Origin of the sequence: Mariniphaga sp. (assembly GCF_041687215.1) — a bacterium.
Taxonomy (GTDB): Bacteria; Bacteroidota; Bacteroidia; order Bacteroidales; family Prolixibacteraceae; genus Mariniphaga.
The window spans coordinates 36,982-54,060 of sequence record NZ_JAWLCI010000033.1 but is presented as its reverse complement, the minus strand read 5'-3'; the positions used below and the strand labels follow the sequence as shown (position 1 = coordinate 54,060).

The 17,079-nt window shown below is 44.5% G+C and carries 13 protein-coding genes; 5 read left to right on the top strand and 8 right to left on the bottom strand.

Going from position 1 to position 17,079, the window contains the following annotated elements; all coding sequences use genetic code 11:
• Window positions 1-1,680, top strand: a 1,680-nt coding sequence (locus ACESMA_RS12610; protein ID WP_372949188.1) for a hypothetical protein, incomplete at its 5' end; no start/stop codon positions are given.
• Window positions 1,681-1,683: 3 nt separating this feature from the next.
• Entirely contained in the window at window positions 1,684-2,433 is a 750-nt protein-coding gene (locus ACESMA_RS12605) for a hypothetical protein (protein ID WP_372949187.1), read from the top strand.
• 140 nt (window positions 2,434-2,573) lie between these two features.
• On the opposite strand, the gene ACESMA_RS12600 is transcribed toward ACESMA_RS12605, so the two are convergent.
• The gene (locus tag ACESMA_RS12600; RefSeq protein ID WP_372949186.1) at window positions 2,574-3,275 is read right to left on the bottom strand and encodes a MarR family winged helix-turn-helix transcriptional regulator; all 702 of its coding nucleotides are present in this window, start codon (window positions 3,273-3,275) and stop codon (window positions 2,574-2,576) included.
• Window positions 3,276-3,367: 92 nt separating this feature from the next.
• On the opposite strand from ACESMA_RS12600, the gene ACESMA_RS12595 reads away from it, so the two are divergent.
• The 3 genes from ACESMA_RS12595 (at window position 3,368) to ACESMA_RS12585 (ending at window position 4,600) form a co-directional block, all read left to right on the top strand.
• Window positions 3,368-3,766, top strand: coding sequence for a GreA/GreB family elongation factor (locus ACESMA_RS12595; protein ID WP_372949185.1), 399 nt, complete (start codon window positions 3,368-3,370; stop codon window positions 3,764-3,766).
• A 26-nt stretch (window positions 3,767-3,792) separates the two neighbouring features.
• Window positions 3,793-3,918 carry a hypothetical protein gene (locus tag ACESMA_RS12590; RefSeq protein WP_372949184.1) on the top strand — a complete coding sequence of 42 codons (126 nt, stop codon included), beginning with the start codon at window positions 3,793-3,795 and terminating at the stop codon, window positions 3,916-3,918.
• Window positions 3,919-4,099: 181 nt separating this feature from the next.
• Window positions 4,100-4,600: a hypothetical protein gene (locus ACESMA_RS12585; RefSeq protein WP_372949183.1), complete on the top strand. Its 501-nt coding sequence runs from the start codon at window positions 4,100-4,102 to the stop codon at window positions 4,598-4,600.
• A gap of 146 nt (window positions 4,601-4,746) precedes the next feature.
• Here ACESMA_RS12585 and ACESMA_RS12580 read toward each other — a convergent pair whose 3' ends face one another.
• From ACESMA_RS12580 to ACESMA_RS12550, 7 genes are all read right to left on the bottom strand, one after another.
• The gene (locus ACESMA_RS12580) at window positions 4,747-5,691 is read right to left on the bottom strand and encodes a DMT family transporter (protein WP_372949182.1); all 945 of its coding nucleotides are present in this window, start codon (window positions 5,689-5,691) and stop codon (window positions 4,747-4,749) included.
• Window positions 5,692-5,756: 65 nt separating this feature from the next.
• On the bottom strand, window positions 5,757-8,033 hold the full coding sequence (bglX, locus tag ACESMA_RS12575; protein WP_372949181.1) for a beta-glucosidase BglX: 2,277 nt from the start codon (window positions 8,031-8,033) through the stop codon (window positions 5,757-5,759).
• Between the two features lie 13 nt (window positions 8,034-8,046).
• Window positions 8,047-9,843, bottom strand: coding sequence for a family 43 glycosylhydrolase (locus tag ACESMA_RS12570; RefSeq protein ID WP_372949180.1), 1,797 nt, complete (start codon window positions 9,841-9,843; stop codon window positions 8,047-8,049).
• A complete protein-coding gene (locus tag ACESMA_RS12565) occupies window positions 9,840-12,248 on the bottom strand; it encodes a glucoamylase family protein (RefSeq protein ID WP_372949179.1) in 2,409 nt (802 codons plus the stop codon). Before ACESMA_RS12565 ends, ACESMA_RS12570 begins: the two co-directional genes overlap by 4 nt.
• 2 nt (window positions 12,249-12,250) lie before the next feature.
• Window positions 12,251-13,669: a glucoamylase family protein gene (locus ACESMA_RS12560; RefSeq protein ID WP_372949178.1), complete on the bottom strand. Its 1,419-nt coding sequence runs from the start codon at window positions 13,667-13,669 to the stop codon at window positions 12,251-12,253.
• Window positions 13,670-13,782: 113 nt separating this feature from the next.
• A complete protein-coding gene (locus ACESMA_RS12555) occupies window positions 13,783-15,522 on the bottom strand; it encodes a LamG domain-containing protein (RefSeq protein ID WP_372949177.1) in 1,740 nt (579 codons plus the stop codon).
• A 12-nt stretch (window positions 15,523-15,534) separates the two neighbouring features.
• The gene (locus ACESMA_RS12550; protein ID WP_372949176.1) at window positions 15,535-17,076 is read right to left on the bottom strand and encodes a RagB/SusD family nutrient uptake outer membrane protein; all 1,542 of its coding nucleotides are present in this window, start codon (window positions 17,074-17,076) and stop codon (window positions 15,535-15,537) included.
• Between the last annotated feature and the right edge of the window lie 3 nt (window positions 17,077-17,079).

Genomic DNA, 17,079 nt, shown 5'->3' with positions numbered 1-17,079 from the left:
AATATTTACAATGTGGAGTTTTTTGTGGGTGAACAATCTATTCATCAGGGGAATACACAAACAGGTAATTTTATGTTCGAACCTTCGCCATGGGGAATTGGGGTTGAAACCATGACCATGGTGGTTACAACCAACTCGAAAACAGGCAGTCTGGCCGATTTACTGGGTGTGGAAGAACTGGTTTTTCAGCACAGTTGGGAGGTGTTGCTGGACGGCGGAAATCCAATTCCGGTAGAAATTACCAGCATTGAAAATAAAAACGGCGTGCTCGAAATTGAATGGGAAAAATACGAACGGTTCAATTTTCAAAAATACATTTTATACAAAAATTTTGGAGAAGTGGAATGGGATGGCGAAAAGCATAAGATTGCCGAAATAAACAATCAGGAGATTCACCGTTTTGCAGACTCTTCGTTTGTTGGCGGAACCGGTATTTACTGGGTTGAAATTTATGCCAGCAACCAAAAGGCGGTAAGTCAGAAGCACCGGTTCGATTATCCGTTTCCGCAACTCGACACAACCTGGATTTCAGGTGGCAGTGCCCGGTTTAGCTGGGCAAAAAACGACTTTTACAATGCTGTGGAAAAAGTGACCCTCACCATGCCCGATTACTATCCAAATCCCGATATTGTTCTCTTTTCATCTGAAAATTTAAACGATACGGCAGTTGTAGTTGACAACCTCCGGTTTGGAAGTGAAACAGAATACACACTTTCGTTTTACCCTAAATCGGACATCCGCATTTATGAGGAAAACCAGTTAGCCCGCTCGGTTTTAAACTTCGGCACTGGAAAAACCATTCCAGAATTCAGCAAAATTATTGGCTCGCCGAAACACGACAACGTTTATTTGTATTGGGACGGAATTGTTTCCCAATATAAATTTCCGGGAATGCAACTGAACTCAGCCGGTGAGTCCGGATTTTTTTCTTCATGGTTTATTTCAAATTACGATTTTAGCCTGGTTACCATGGTGAACAGTTTCATGAAAAAATATAATTCAGGAAATCTCAGTAAATACACTTCGTCGGAATGCTGGGATTACGGGTTTCACTGGTTTTCAAGCAACTCTTCTATCTCAGAAAACAACCGGATGATTGGTCCCGCCGGTTTCGGTGTAGGATTGTACGACGGAATTGCGGGCAGATTGCTTTTTACACAGGAAGATGACAACCTTTCACAACTTGTTTTGTCGCCCGACGGAAATTATGCATTCAGCCTAAAAAGTAACGGAAACGCAGGGTTGGATGAAATTTTTGTTTTTAATGTCACGGAAACTGGATTTGAGCTGGCCCACAGGTTTTCAGCACCGATTATTTCACGTGCCGGGTGGGTAGCTGAAGAGAGCCATTTGTTCTGGTTTCTGGAAGGAAATGAACGACAATATCCCGGCGAAACCGGTAATGTTTTTGGACTTTACAATGCCAGTCAGCTTAAAAAGGAAATTGAAATCCCCGTTAAAAAAGGTCATTTTTGCGGAATAGATACCAATTTGAATGAGGTTGCTTTTTGGGATGAAGTGAAAGGAAGCGACACCAAACAAAACCTTTACATATACGATTACACCACCGGCGAAATTAAAAAAACAATTGGGCTGAAACACAACTTCGACGTGGTTTACTTTTGGAATAACCACGTGTTCAGCGACAAAGGCTTTTACATCAACTCCTCTGAATATTAACCGATGAAGAAACAATTGATTACCATTGTGGTTTTTGTATTTTCTGTTTCTGCTTTTGGGCAGGAATGGTCGTTTGGCGCAAAACTGGGAATGGGAACTTACAATATGCTTGAGTTGAAAAACTTTCAGCGCTACCGGGTCAGGCAAAACGACCTGCCGCTTAAAACCACCGAAAGTTATCCGGTTTCGCCCATTTACAGCGCTGAAATTGCTTTGGGAAATGTTTTATACCTCGATAAAATCGGTATTTTTTACACTTTCAGTTCCACCGGTTCGCGGTCAACAATTTCCGATTATTCCGGACGGATTGATTTGGATGCCATTGTGAACGGCAACCAGCTCGGGCTTTCGTTTTTAAAGAATTTTTATCAACAAAATAATTTTTCAGCCGGGCCTTACCTCGAAGCTTCCTACCTGTTTTCTTTCCTGAAAGGTAAAGATTACTTTGAAATTAAATCACCAGCGGAGGTTACGGTACAAGAAAATTACCTGTTTCATTCGAAGGGTGCTGGTGCAGAATTCGGAATAGCTGCCACTTACCGGCTTTCCCCCATCAGCTTTCAGCTTAACCTGGGGTATTTACACGATTTTCCCGGAAAACTGTACCCCGAAGGAAACAAAGACTGGTGGCTGGCCGTGGAAAATTCGGAAATAAGAACAGCCTGGAACGGTTTCCGGATGGGGTTGCTGGTGGCGTACACCATTGCACCTAAAAACAAAAGGCTATACGAAAACCAATTTGCCGGGCGTTAAAGAACAATAAACCATTCAGTTGGTCTCCACAAAGTTTTTCGCCATCCTTGGCGAGGTCGTATGTTGTAAGCAAAGTCGGAAGTATTGAGTAAAAACTCCGGAAGAATTTACACTTTTATGATTGTTGGGCCATGCTCGTTTCACTTGTACAAATACTTCAGCGAATCCATCAGGTTGCAGAGTTCGGCAAAAGGTTTATCGCCGTGGTTCTGGTAAACGTTGCTGTGAAATTCATCTATTTCTTCCAGTATCTGCATGGCTTTTTTCCACTTGTTGTCGTTAATGGCTGTTAAAAACATTTTATTCTCGTCGCTCATTCGTTTATTGGCCAGTGCCAGAATTTCGTGTCCTTTTTTGGTAAGCACCAGTAATTTTGCCCGTTTGTCCGACTCGTCAGGAACTTCATCAAGTAAACCATTGTTTGTTAGCCTTCTTATGGTGTCCATTCCGGTTGTATATTCCAAATGATAGATATTTATCAGATCGGTTTTTTTTGCCTTTTCCATAAAATCCACCGTCTGAAGGAATAAGAACTCGAGCCGGGTATTAATTACCAAATCTTTTAAAGCTTTCCGGGAATAGAACTCGTGGTAACGCGCAATGCGCGAAACTGATTCCAAAAACCGTGTTTTCTCGTCAAACTTTTTTGTTACGGGAACTTCGTCGGTAAAAACACCTGAAATTTTATCTTGTGAAACTTTCCGGTTCAGTTCCGGTTCTTCGTCCAGTTTATTGGTAATCCAACGGGCAAACGATAAAAGATCAAGGTGTTTTTCATTCTGCTCGTAATCTTCGTATAAATCAATTACTTGCTTCAAAATGGCATATTTATTCTTTCCCATTCAGTCAAATTTTTTGTAAAAGTATAAAAGTTTTATTATAATTGCATCGGATACGATATATTTAAGTCGGATACGATAAAAATTACATAATTATGGAACAAAACATCAATATTACAGAGCAGGATTACATTAGCTTATGTGAACTGCTGAAAACGGAAAAGTTTTTACACACTACAGAAAAGCGAAATGTCGATTTTCTGGGCTCCGAAATTAAACGGGCCAAAAAAATAAAAGGCAAACGAATTAAAACCGATTTTGTGCGTATGAATTCGCTTGCTGAGGTACTTGATTTGGACACAAATCGTGAAATGAAAGTGCGTTTGGTTTACCCAAAAGATGCAGACTTTAAAAAAGGAAACATTTCCATTTTGTCCATGTTTGGCAGTGCATTGCTGGGTTATAAAGCCGGCAGCACCATCTCTTTTAATGCTCCGCGGGGAGTTAAAAAGGTGAAAATTAAAAATGTCATTTATCCCGAAGAAGTACATTAATTATTAACACAATAAAAATTTAAGTCATGGCAAAAAAAAGCATCGGGCTTAAAGAAGCCCAAAAAAGTCTGAAAGAACGACAACAGGAAAAAAGGCTAAAAAAACAAGAGGGAAAAGTAAAAAAAAAGAAAATCCAGAATTTAGTAAATTAATCTTTTGAATTTCAGATGATTGAATTTATTAACCAATAAAAGAAAATTACACAAAACCATAGTTGCAAAATGTAGGGCCGGTCCTTTCCAGGGCCGGTTTCTTTTTATCTGAAATTGGCAAAAACAATTTTTCTACCTTTGCAATCAAGTCAATTCATTCCAAATTTTATAAGGCAACAAAATGGATTACAGCGAAAGACGACAACGGGTGGAAGACCTTCCCATTTACAAGAAGGGGGAAGAGATTTATCAAATGACCCGGAAAATCTGTGATTTAATTCCCGAAGATAATGAACACCTTCAGTTTGTAAAAGGAGATATGCTTGCGGATGCCAGCATGCTCACCGTAAAGATTGCCGGCGCCGAGGGTGGCGATTTATACGATCTGCGCATGGAAGCGGCAGCCATAATTCGTAAAGCGGCCCGCGATCTGATGGTTTCGAACCATTCGCTGGAAATGTTTGGTTTTGAAGAAGTTGAATATTTCGAAATGGTGCGCGACCTGATTGAAGAGTACCGCCTGTTGTTCATCGACTGGGTTGCCGGATTCGACCGGTGGAACTACATCATCGACCGCTGGGGGTTGTTTAATCCGCCCGGTGTAGGGCCGTTCGACAAAGACCCGGATGATGATATTCCGTTTAATCCCGATGAGTTTTTCGGTGATGATGACGATGTTTAAATTAACGTCTCAAAAATCAAATCTCAAAAATCAACTAAATCCAAAACTGAAGACAAAATCAAAAACTGGATAAGCCATATTGGATTTAGATTTCCTGGAATTTGAAAATTACCTGCCCGTCCGGTTCAGGCGGGTTTGGAATTTGTTTATTTGTCTTTTGTTATTTTTTGTGCATCCCGGATTGGCAACGCATTTCGTTTTATGATCAGTCCGGCCCTGGCCAAAGTCATCACCAAAACACCGACAACAGTAAGAAGCCCACCAAGAAGCTGGTGCGGCAGGGGCAAGGTGCCAAAAAACAGGTACGCGCCGATGAGCACAAAAACACCTTTCGTGCTTTGCACCACCGATGATTTGGATGCTTCCAGATAACGAAACGAATAGTAAATGGTAAGAATGGCAAGAAAAGGGCCTAGTGTTGCACCAATGGCAATGTTCCTTAATGCAGAAACAGGAATCACGAACGACTGCCCGTAAACAAAAAACATCACCAGCGAAAAGAGCAACAGCCAGACTGAGCGATTGAGATTCAACAATTCCGGGCTCAGTTTTTTTACGTGTACTTTTACCACCAGTGAGGTTACCGTGGCAAAAAAAGCATTCAGCAAAACGATTCCTGTGCCGGGGATAAATAGTTTTTTCAGCTCGGTTTCACCTGTGTAACCGATAATAAAAGCACCGGCAATAGCCAGAAAACCACCAAATATCTCCACCGGACCAAATCTTTCGCCCAAAACCAAAACTCCGCCCAGTACCAGCATCACAGGATACATACTTCCTAAAAATGAAGTAACTGCGGGATCGGGAATAATATGGATGGAGAGGTAAAACGAGGTAGTTGTAAGTATTTCAAGAATGGCCAGTGCCAGTAATATGCGAATCTGCTTTTTGGTTAACTGCCTTATTTGACCTAACTTTTTATTCCATGCTGCATACAAAAAAATAAGCACGGAGCTTATGGCAAACCAGTAAACCCCGAACTGCGCCATGTGCACTTCATTCATTGCAGCTTTGCTGAATATGTATTCGTTGGAAAATGCCAGCGTGCCAATAATGGCAAAAAAGTACCCTTTAAATCTGTCCGATTTCATGCTACCGCTAAAAATTGGGGAGCAAAAATAAGAAAAATTAAAAGGGTAAATTCCAAATCAATTTGTTATTCCAAAACAAACCTGGTTTCCTTCACCTCATCGCTGCTGGTGCCTATGAAAACGATAAACTCGCCGGGTTCGGCCACAAATTCCAAATCGTAATTGTAAAATTTCAGGTCTTCTTCTGAAAGGGTAAAACTAACTTCTTTCGATTCCCCTGCTTTCAGGAATATTTTTTGAAACCCTTTCAGTTCCTTCACAGGACGGGTAATGCTGGTCACTACATCGCGAATGTAGAGTTGCACCACTTCTTCCCCGTCGTAATCACCGGTGTTGGTCAACGTCACCCTGGCTTCCAGTGTTTCATCCGCAGAAATTGTCGTTTTACTCAATGTTATTTCGCTGTACTCAAATTTGGTGTAGCTCAACCCGTAACCAAAAGGAAACAGCGGCGAGTTGGGTGAATCGAGGTAATTGGTTTTGAATTTCTCAAATGTATCGCCTTCCTGTGGCCTTCCGGTGTTGCGGTGCGCGTAGTAGATGGGAATCTGTCCCACATTTCGAGGGAAAGTCATGGTTAGTTTTCCTGATGGATTATAATTCCCGAACAGCACATCAGCAATTGCATTTCCGGCTTCCACGCCAGGATGCCAGACCTGCAAAATAGCATTGGCCAGTTCGTTTTCCTCTACCAGTGCCAGCGGGCGGCCGCTCATCATCACGAGCACCAAGGGTTTTTCTGTTTTTGCGAGCGCACGCACCAGTTTTTTCTGATTTTCGGGAAGTTGCAGGTTGGTTCGGTTAGCTGATTCACCGCTCATTTCGCTGGCTTCGCCAACCACTGCAACAATTACATCTGCCCTTGCCGAAACAGCCAGTGCCTCGCGAATCATTTCTTCCGGCGAGCGCTCATCGATTTCTACTTTCGGCCCGAACACATTGATTTTTTCAGCATATTCCGGATCATCCACAATATTGGCTCCTTTGGCGTAAAGGATTTCTACCTCGTCACCAACAACAATTTTGACTCCATCGATAACTTTCACTGCCAGGTGATGTTCGCCCGTGGGCGCCCAGGTTCCAAGCATGTTGTTCTGGCTGTCGGCCAGCGGCCCCACCAACGCCACCGTTCCCGACTTTTTCAGCGGCAAAACCTGATTGTTATTCTTTAGTAATACAAACGAACGGGCTGCCACATCACGCGCTGCCTGCCGGTTTTCAGCCGTTAATATTTCTTTTTCAGGACGCGTTTCATCGAAATATCTGTACGGATCATCAAGCAAGCCCAGTTTATATTTCGCCTCCAAAATTCGGCGACAGGCCAAATCAATTTCCGCTTCTGTCACTTTTCCTTCTTCCAGTGATTTTTCGAGGGTCGTTAAAAATCCTTCGCCCACCATGTCCATGTCGAGACCGGCTTTGAGCGAAAGTGCTGAAACCGCCTGTAAATCGCCCATTCCGTGTGCAATCATTTCATTTACAGAAGTGTAGTCGGAAACAACAAAACCATCGAATCCCCACTGGTCGCGCAGTAGATCGGTAAGCAGCCATCGGTTTCCCGAAGCAGGAATTCCGTTCACATCGTTAAACGACGACATCACACAGCCTGCACCGGCATCAACAGCCGCTTTGTAAGGCGGCATATAATCATTAAACATCCGGTTACGGCTCATGTCCACTGTATTGTAATCGCGACCTGCTTCCGAAGCACCATACAATGCCATGTGTTTTACAGTGGCCATCATTGTATTTTCGTGTGCCAGGTCGTCCTGTTGATAACCGCGTACCATGGCTTTGGCCACAAGCGAACCGAGAAACGGGTCTTCTCCTGCACCTTCGGCCACACGTCCCCAGCGCGGATCGCGGGCAATATCGACCATGGGCGAGAAATTCCAGAAAATACCGTCGGCAGTGGCTTCCTGTGCTGCAATGCGTGCAGTTTTTTCAATGAGTTCCATGTCCCAGCTTGCAGATATTCCAAGCGGAATGGGGAACGTGGTTTTGTATCCGTGGATTACATCGGAACCAAAAATCATCGGGATTCCCAAACGGCTTTCTTCAATGGCCAGTTGCTGAGCCTGCCTCACCTTTTGGGGACCGGAAACGCCAAAGATTCCACCAACATTACCTTCTTTAATTTTGGCCTCCACATCGGTACTTACCACTGAACCGGTCGGAATTCCTCCGCCGGGAGTTATTAAGTTTAGTTGTCCAATTTTCTCCTGAACGGTCATTTGGCTCATTAAATCGCCGACAAACCGGTCCATATCCGATTCTTTTTCCTGCTGTCCGCACGAAATAAACAAGGCAAAAGCAATTGTCAAAAACAATAATTTCTTCATAATTATCTGATTTTTATTCAATTTCAATGATTTCTGTTTGTGCTGAAATGCCGTTCTCATTAAACGCTTCTATGGTGAAATAATAGGTTGTATTTTTATCCAGGTTGCGCATCAGCAATTCGTCGTCTTCATAAATCAGCCACGACTGATACAATTTGTCCGGCGCAATTCCCCAACGGATGTTGTAGCCTTGTGCGCCTTTTACCGGGTTCCATGAGAAAGTGGCATCTCTGCGGTCGGATTCACGATTAACTTTAAACCCTTTTACCTGAGCTGGTTTTTCACCTAAACCCAACCCAAAAACCCTGATTTCGGACATCGCCAGGTTCGCGCCCGGCACTTCAATATTATTATACCGGATAAATTTACCATTAACCGGATGACTGAGAACAATGTAGGCATTGGGTGTGTCTTTCCAGCTATTGCTTCGGTCAACCACTGTTTGCCAGGTTTCGCCATCTTCCGAAACCTCAATGGTGAATCGATGCCGAAGCCCATCCACGCGTGTGTATATACCCGATTCGTGATCGTGATAATTCAGTTGAAAGGCATAAATTTTTCCCGGGTTCACCATTTCAATTTCCACCCATTGTTTATCGTCATTGGCTTCTGCCACCCAATAGGATTTGGGACTTTCATCGGTCAGTAATTCCGAAGTAATTTCTCCTTCTCTGTTCCTCACCAGCGGCATTTCAGAAATTTCATAATCGTCATCGGTTGAAGTACTTTTCCGAATTTGCATTTGCGATGAAGAGACGGTGGTTTTGCCTTTGTAAGACAGCAACATCCAACCGTTATGCTGTCCGGCTTTTGTTGGGTGACTGGGCGCAAACCGCGGGTAATCGCCGTAATGCGTATCGGAGTGCATCAGGCCTTCGTCATCAAAATAAGTGGGGAACATGCACACACGGCGTTCCCAGTGTGAGTTGGAAGCCAAAGCCATGGTGGCAAAATGCCAGTACTGCCCGTTGGTTTGTTTCACCGTTACCCCGTGGCCGGCGCCGTTGGTAAAGCCACCCGGCTTAAAACTCATCGGATTGTTTTTCATGTAAGTAAACGGGCCGAGCGGTGTTTCCCCAATGTAAACGCCATCGGCATAAACATTAAATTGGGTGCCGGGCGCGGCATACTGCAGATAGTATTTGTCATCATGTTTTGTCATTGAGGCACCTTCCATGTAACCCTCTTTTAGCGTTGGATGGAAATTGTTTTCGCCAAAACGTTCCCAGCCGTGTTCTTCTTCCACCAGGTTGATTAATTCTTTTTGCACCCCGGTTTCCAGAAAACGATCGTTTTTATTCAGTTCCTTCACCCGAATTGGATGTACATTGGATGAACCCCAGTACAAATAAGCTTTTCCGTCATCGTCAATAAATAATTCGGAGTCCTGAATGTTGTTGGTGATGGAAGCGGTGGGTGTCCATTTCCCGCTTTTGGGATCGTCGGTATAAAGAATGCTCCCGTACCCGGCGGGGTCACCGGCAAAATAAACCACCGAATCTTTGTAATTAAATGCCGTTGGCGCGTTGCTTCCTTCGAAAAACCACTGCGCCGGTTTGATAAACTGCCAGTTGACCAAATCTGTTGAATGCCAGTATCCAAACGAGCGGGTGACAAACATGGAATATTCGCCCCTGAATTCAATGACTGCCGGATCGGCGCCCGAACGGTAAGAAATATTCCGGCTCGAATTGTAAACCATGTAGGTGTAATCGATGTCGAGCGGGTTGCAGTAGGTTTGCGGGACTGGTTCCTGCCCCAGAGCAGAAAAACTTATAATTATAAACAACGCGGCAAAAGTTCTTTTCATTTTAATTTGTTTTGAATCAGCAGTTTTGTATTAAAAATGAATTCTCCGTCGGACAGTTCAACAATATAAAATCCGGAATCAATACCCGAACAATCCACTTTGAAATCCGCAGGAGACGATGCAATTTCTTTCGTTAAAACAAGTTTCCCACCGAGATCTGTCATTCTTATTGTAATTTTTTTGTTCTGAAAAGAAGGATTCGAATTGATAAAAAAATAATCTCCGGCAGGATTCGGATAAATTTTCAGGTCAGCTTTTATTTCCTGTATTTCTGAAGAAGAGGAAACTTGATACTGAAATCCCAGTTTATCGAGTCCGGCCTGCACATCGGCGTCCTCCATCACGGTATTCCAAAGCAGGCCGGTGCGGTGGTTTTCCAGCATCACTACAATGGGGCCCTGGTCGATTCCAATATACGCTTCCTGCACCCAGCCGAGGTTGTCGTTAAATGCATCGTACGGTCCGAATTTCCCAAACAATTCTTTTCCTCGTTCGCGGTAAAAATAGTTGAGTGCTTTCATGGATTCCTCGGGCGTGTAGGGCATGCTGCCCAGTGCTGCCGTGGGGCTGATGGTCCCGTTGTCGTTGTGTACCGGCTGGTGGGCGGTGTAACCATACGGATCGTCGCTGGCGGTGAGCCCCCAGTTTTTATCGCTGTAATTGGCATGATCCTTCGGATTATCGATTGCATACGTATGATGGATTTTTGCCGTGTTCACGTGTTCCTGCCAGTAATTGGCATACTTGTCGGATAAACCGTGCGGATTGATGCCCAGGTGTGAATAGTGAATCCAGAACAGCGGGCCGCCCCAGTCGGGCGACAAACGGATTTCGTGGTCGTAAAATGTGCGCGGATTAACCATGGCGCCATTGCCTGCCCAACCCTGATCGTAAACCACTTTGGAAACACCGTGGGTGGGAGAGGAGGCAGCCATAACATAAGTTACGAGGCATTCGTTCCAGCCGGTTACTTTCATGTTTTTCTGAAAGTTGATGTTGGGCGACCAGTGCCAGAACAACACATTTTGGCCGTTGCGGTACCAGTCCCAGTCGATGCCGCGCCAAAGTTCATCAGCCGTCTCCCGAATTTGAACCGATTTGGCATCGGCGTCGGTGAAATAGTTTTTCAGGGCAATCAACCCCTGGGCAACAAACGACGTTTCCACAAGGTCGCCGCCATCGTCGTCGGTAGAAAAGGGCTGTGTTTCGTATGTGTCGGCATTGTACCAGTGCGACCATGCGCCATGGTGCCGTTCGCAATTTTCCAGAAATTCCAGGATATTCAGAATCCGGTCTTTGATTTCTTCCTGTTGTTTGTATTCCCGTTCGTGGGCCACAATCATGGCCATTAATCCCATGCCGGTGGCGCCCGAAGCGGCGGTGCTTCCGTTTCCGTTGGAGCGTTCCAGTGCCATGCCGGTAGCCTGGTGGGCGCCTTCCCAAAAATACCGGAACGAATATCGCTGCACCATGTCCATCAGTTCATCATCAGAAAAATCGCGGATTTGAACTGAGGTTTCTGCCGGCTCCGATTCATTTTCCTGAAAAGTGGAAACCACCCGGTAAAGCACCTCGCTGTTCCGCTCCTGTTCCGAAACGAAATCGAGGTAATAATTTTCGGTGGTTTCGGCACGCTGTTCATAATTCGCTCCCCCGTCGAACGAAGCGTAAATACGGTAAGCCAAATCTTCCATGGGAAAATCCCAGTTCAGTTCGGCATGACTGTCGTAACCTGTTGCCACAAGATTTTCTACGGCAGGAATTTCGGAAATTTTTTTATAGGCTGAAATTTCGTCAATCAGAATCAGTCGCGATGTTCCGTTACTTTCCGACTGATTAAAAATGATGCCTTTTACTTTGGTGAAATCGAGGTCAGCACTTTCGCTGTCGTTAAAAAGCACAGATAGCGGGAATTTCACTTTTGTCCATTCACCTACCGGAATATTTTCGTTGTAATCTGCCAGGGAAAAAAGTTGCGAGTTCACATCGCCCGAACCATTTTTATTTACCGCCCGGAAACCAATTAAGGGCAATGCTGAGGCCGGAAGTTCAGTCTCATAAAAAAGATAAAATGCCAGCGAATCCAAACAGGAAATATCAGCGGTTGACCAGTCGGAACGATAAATGGTAGCCCGCCAGTTGCCGTCTTCAGCCGAAATGTAGTTGAATTTCAGCGAAGTGGAACCTTTATATGCCGTGGTGGAGCAAGGTACTTTGTCGTTGTATTGCGGAGCGCCGGGCGGGTGCGTAAATTCGAACGTACTTTCTCCCAGATTGTCTTTACTAACTACACCTTGATCGTAAAATGTATTGTCGGTTCCTTCGGTAAAAAAGAATACTTCCTGCGCCCGGGCAATTCCCTGTGCAAAAATTAATATTCCGGTTAAAAACAGGATTCTTACCATGATTAGTCAAAATGCGGACTGCTAAAATCCAGTTTTTGCAATCCCTGCTGCACATCTTCATTTTGCATGAATAAATTCCACAACAACCCGGTGCGGTGGTTTTCTATCATCACCGGAACCGGTCCCTGATCGATGGCAAGGTAACGTTGCGGATACCATTCGTACTCTTCGCTAAATGCATCGTAAAAACCGTATTCACCCCGGATTTTATCGCCCAGATTTTCGTAAAAATGACGGATAACCGGCATTACTTCATCGGGTGCATACGGAAATGATGAGAGTGCCGCTGTGGGCGAAATCACACCCAAATCGAACGACGGACGGTGCCCGGCATAACCGGTTTGCCCGGAATTGCCTGTTTCTGGTTTTTCGTCGGTCTGCCCTCTGAAAAACTGTCCGGCACCCGGAACAGAATAACTTGAAGTAAGTCCCCAGCAGTTTTTGCCGTAACCTTTATAACCGTTTGGATTTTCGATACAATGCTGCCGGTTAATCATGGTGTGGGCAACGTTCAACTCCCAGTAATCGGCATATTTGTCAGTGAGCCCGCGCGGGTCAAGGCCGAGATAAGAATAATGCGCCCAGAAAAGTGGTCCGCCTTTTTCGGGATCGGCGTGGTGCTTTAAACGCAATGTGTGGCCCCAGGTGGTATTTTCACCTGAAATAGCGCCGTTTTGCGCCCAGCCTTCGTGATAAACTTCGGGTTTAACAGGATGAGTGGGCGAAGCAGCTGCCAGAATGAAAGTAATCAGGCACTCGTTGTACCCGGTAATTTTATGGTTCATTTCCCAGCCCACATTAGGCGACCAGTGCCAGTAAAGTGCGTTTTCTCCGCGAGTGTACCAGTCCCATTCCACTTCGCGCCAAAGTTGGTCGATTTTGGCCGACAGTTGCTGTTCTTCGGCATTTCCGTCTTTAAAATATTCTTTTACCGCCAGTAACCCCTGAACCAGTAACGACGTTTCCACTATGTCGCCCCCATCGTCATTTTTTGAAAACGGTTTCACTTTCCCGGTTTCGCCATTCAGCCAGTGCGGCCAAACACCGTGAAAACGGTCGGCCTTTTCCAGGAAATCCACAATATGCTGAAAGCGTTCAAGACCCTGTTGCCGGGAAATAAAACCGCGTTCGATTCCCACAAGAATTGCCATGAGGCCAAACCCGCTGCCGCCGGTGGTTACAATGTGTTTATCGTTTTGCGGATAGACGTCATCGGCATGGAACCGTTCGCGTGCCATTCCGGAGTTGGGTTCGGCGCCATCCCAGAAATACTGAAAATAGCGGTACTGCACTGAATCGAGCAGTTGTTCGTCGGAAAGAGAAACGGCACTTTTTGTTTCCTGCTCTCCTCCGTTTTTCTTAGATTGCCCGCATCCTGTTGCCAGAAAAATCAACAAACCAACCATTATAAAATTCTTCATATTCTCTGTTTAAAAAAAGAAAGGCCGCCCGAAATTAAACCAGGCAGCCTTTCAACCTACTAAATGAAACTAACTAAACTAAACTAACCTGGCCATGAAAAACAGAAAACGTATTAAAGTTCTGCATTCATCATGGCTTGAACATCTTCCTGCGAAAGTGCTTTGTGGAATATATATAACTCATCCATCTGGCCAGGCTCTGCATTATGATTCCATCCGGAAAAATTTGGCTGGCCTGACATAATTGATAAATCGCCAACTCCTGACCAGTCAATCCCCGGAAATTCGACCTGGCTAACCTGCACTCCGTCCATGTAAAATGCTGCCTCAGTTTCTGTAATTGAAATCGCGAAATGAACCCAATCGGTTTGAGATGTTGGATCGATGGTTGCCGGCGCGCCGGGGTTTAACCAGGTTGCGTTTGTTCCGTTACCAATAAGGAGCAAAAACTTCTGGCTGGTAGCGTTTCCTTCTCGGATGAACCCAAACCCGCTTGGTTTATCTGATGGACCTGCCGGTTCAGCAGGTGCTATTGAAATAATTCCAGCCCTATCTGCAGAGGCATCAATTTTTAACCAAAAACTGGCACTAAATTCTGATCCTTGAGCTAGTCCTGCAGACGGAAAAGTTAAATATGAATCGGTTGCTCCAAGATAGGAATCTCCTGATAAACCACCCCCAAAACTGAAAGAGGGAGATCCAACTTCGGTTGCTTCGGTTTCACTAACTGCATCTTCATAATTCCCATCAAAATCCATATAAAATACAGCTTGTTCCTTAAGCATTATTGTTTTAACTTCTTCCTGGGTAAGTGCTTTATTAAATAATCTTAATTCATCCATCTGGCCAGGCTCTGCATTATGATTCCATCCGGAAAAATTTGGCTGGCCTGACATAATTGACAAATCGCCAACTCCTGTCCAGTCAATGCCCGGGAATTCTCCCTGACTAACCAGTTCGCCATCCATATAAAATGCTGCTTCTGTTGCTGAAATCGTGATTGCAAAGTGAATCCAACCATTCTGAACTGTTGGATTTATTGTAGCCGGATCTCCCGGGTTAAACCATGATGCATTGGTGCCATTACCAACAAGAAGTAAAAACTTCTGACTGGTAGCTCCACCTTCACGTATAAATCCAAACCCGCTTGGTTTATCTGATGGCCCTGCTGGTTCAGCAGGTGCTATTGAAATAATTCCGGCCCTATCTGCAGAAGCATCAATTTTTAACCAAAAACTGGCACTGAATTCCTCACCTCCGGCAAGACCTGCTGAAGGGAAAGTTAAGTATGAATCTGTAGCTCCGTCATAACCGGTACCACCAAGGATACCTGGGCTAAAACCTGGAGAACCAACTGCTGCAGCACTGCTAAGACTTACCATATCTCTATATTCATTGTTAAATGGCATATAAAATACTTCGCCCGGATACAATGGAACATAAGGCGGTGCTTTGGAAAAATTCACATTTTTTGTTGTGGTTTTTCCTTCCAAATCAGTAGCGGTAACAGAAAGTACATGGGTTCCTGTGGTTACATTATCGAAAAGGTATTTTTGTTTAAAAACACGGTAATCCAGAAAATCATTAAAACTGGCAATTTCATTTCCATTAATTAAAATTGAAACAGACCCAATCTCAATGTCATCGCGTACTTCAAAATCGATATTTAGTGAAGCAACGGCGTCATTGGTCTGAAGCTCGTATCCTTCAGGCGGAAACTTTACGGTTACCTGTGGTGCTGTTTCGTCGGGCCCCGGTTCCACTTTCGATATATCATCGATATAGTTTTGTGTACATGCACCGGCTAAAAAAACAGCCAAAGCAAAAAATATAATTTTGTTTATGGTTTTCATTGTATTCATTTTTTAGTTAATTCCTTCTGCCAATTGTGGTAATTCAGCAACCTGATCGGCCGGGAACGGCAAATAGGCTTTATCCATGGTGAATGTTTTGCCTTCGTGGCTCAATTCTGCTGTGTTCTCAGTTCTTACCATATCGTAAAAACGAATGCCCCATTCGGTTGCCAGTTCAGCAAATTTTTCATCCAGAACCTGCTGGGTTGTTACATTACTCAAATTGGTGAGTCCGGCCCTTGCCCGCACCAGGTTTACTGCCTGGTCTGCCGTTAAAGAGGCACTTCCTGATGCCCCTCTGGTTAATGCTTCGGCATACATGAGCAACATTTCGGAGTAGCGGATTACAATCAGGTTTTTGTTGCTTCCGAAACCTGTTCTTCCGGGAATGAGTTCAGTTGAAGGCTGAACAAACTTGCCGCTTACAAAATTGAGGCGGGCATTATTGTTGAATATATCACCTTCACGATTGGTGTTGGTTATCCATTCCGGAATGGAACCGTATTCGTTCTGAACCTGCGTAATACCATCGGGCGTAAATATAACCGAGGTTTCAAGACGCACAGTTTCTCCCCTGTCGAGCATAAATTTGATGTATTTCATGGTTGGTTCATAAAAACCCCAACCTGCACCTGCGCCTGATACTTTCGGTGTCCAGCCACCAATTCCAAATGGAGCAAAGCCGTGACCAAACCGGTCGCCTTCACCCTGGTTAAAGTCTGAAAACTGGAATTCAAGAATGTTTTCATCATCCAGTTTTCCGGCTTTTTTAAACAGGTGGTAAAAATCGTCGGCCAGCTCATATTCCCCCGAATTGATTATCGCAGAGGTTGCATCGGCTACGCCCTGGTAGTTTTCCAGTTCGAGATAAGCCAAGGCCTGAATGGCATAAGCTGTATATCTGGTCATTCCACCACGGATATCATTTCGTTTGTTGGGGTGCATATCAGGCAGTTGGGGAATGACCTCAGCCATTTCGTCCACAATGTATTGCATAACTTCCGCCTTATTGCTCAGCGGCGTATTTTGAATATTATCCAGTTCGTCGATGATAATGAGGCCGCCAAATGTTCGTGCTATGTTGAGGTATAAATAGGACCGAATTACCCTGCATTCGGCAATGTATTGATTGGCAAGCGCATCATTACCTGCAGCAGGCCTGTATTTTTCAATTTCATCCATTGCCGTAAACACATTCACAACATCGTTATAATGTCCCTGCCAAACGGCATTGGCATTCCAGTGGCTTGGAAAATATCTAAACTCATCCTGTTCCTGCATGGGAACCTGGTCTCCGGCAGCGTTTACATCATCACCACGTATTCCCAGCGTTACAGGTTCTTCCCAACCACGGGTATATAGTCCCTGGTAGGCACCCAGCAGAGGGAGAATCATATTTTCACCCACAGTGTAATCCACATCGCTTGTAAATGTTTCATTTTCAAAAGGAGCATCCAGTTTATCGGTGCAACCGATTACTGAAACCATTAATAATCCTGCAATAACAACAGGGATATTGAATTTGAATATATTTTTTACTTTCATCTTTTTCATTTT

Bases quoted from the DNA above. Each gene is read 5' to 3' on its own strand.
- ACESMA_RS12550 (WP_372949176.1), bottom strand. From the start codon at position 17,076: ATGAAAAAGATGAAAGTAAAAAATATATTCAAATTCAATATCCCTGTT.
- ACESMA_RS12590 (WP_372949184.1), top strand. From the start codon at position 3,793: ATGGCAAAAAAAAGCATCGGGCTTAAAGAAGCCCAAAAAAGTCTGAAA.
- ACESMA_RS12565 (WP_372949179.1), bottom strand. From the start codon at position 12,248: ATGGTAAGAATCCTGTTTTTAACCGGAATATTAATTTTTGCACAGGGA.
- ACESMA_RS12555 (WP_372949177.1), bottom strand. From the start codon at position 15,522: ATGAAAACCATAAACAAAATTATATTTTTTGCTTTGGCTGTTTTTTTA.
- bglX (WP_372949181.1), bottom strand. From the start codon at position 8,033: ATGAAGAAATTATTGTTTTTGACAATTGCTTTTGCCTTGTTTATTTCG.
- ACESMA_RS12585 (WP_372949183.1), top strand. From the start codon at position 4,100: ATGGATTACAGCGAAAGACGACAACGGGTGGAAGACCTTCCCATTTAC.
- ACESMA_RS12580 (WP_372949182.1), bottom strand. From the start codon at position 5,691: ATGAAATCGGACAGATTTAAAGGGTACTTTTTTGCCATTATTGGCACG.
- ACESMA_RS12595 (WP_372949185.1), top strand. From the start codon at position 3,368: ATGGAACAAAACATCAATATTACAGAGCAGGATTACATTAGCTTATGT.
- ACESMA_RS12600 (WP_372949186.1), bottom strand. From the start codon at position 3,275: ATGGGAAAGAATAAATATGCCATTTTGAAGCAAGTAATTGATTTATAC.
- ACESMA_RS12605 (WP_372949187.1), top strand. From the start codon at position 1,684: ATGAAGAAACAATTGATTACCATTGTGGTTTTTGTATTTTCTGTTTCT.
- ACESMA_RS12560 (WP_372949178.1), bottom strand. From the start codon at position 13,669: ATGAAGAATTTTATAATGGTTGGTTTGTTGATTTTTCTGGCAACAGGA.
- ACESMA_RS12570 (WP_372949180.1), bottom strand. From the start codon at position 9,843: ATGAAAAGAACTTTTGCCGCGTTGTTTATAATTATAAGTTTTTCTGCT.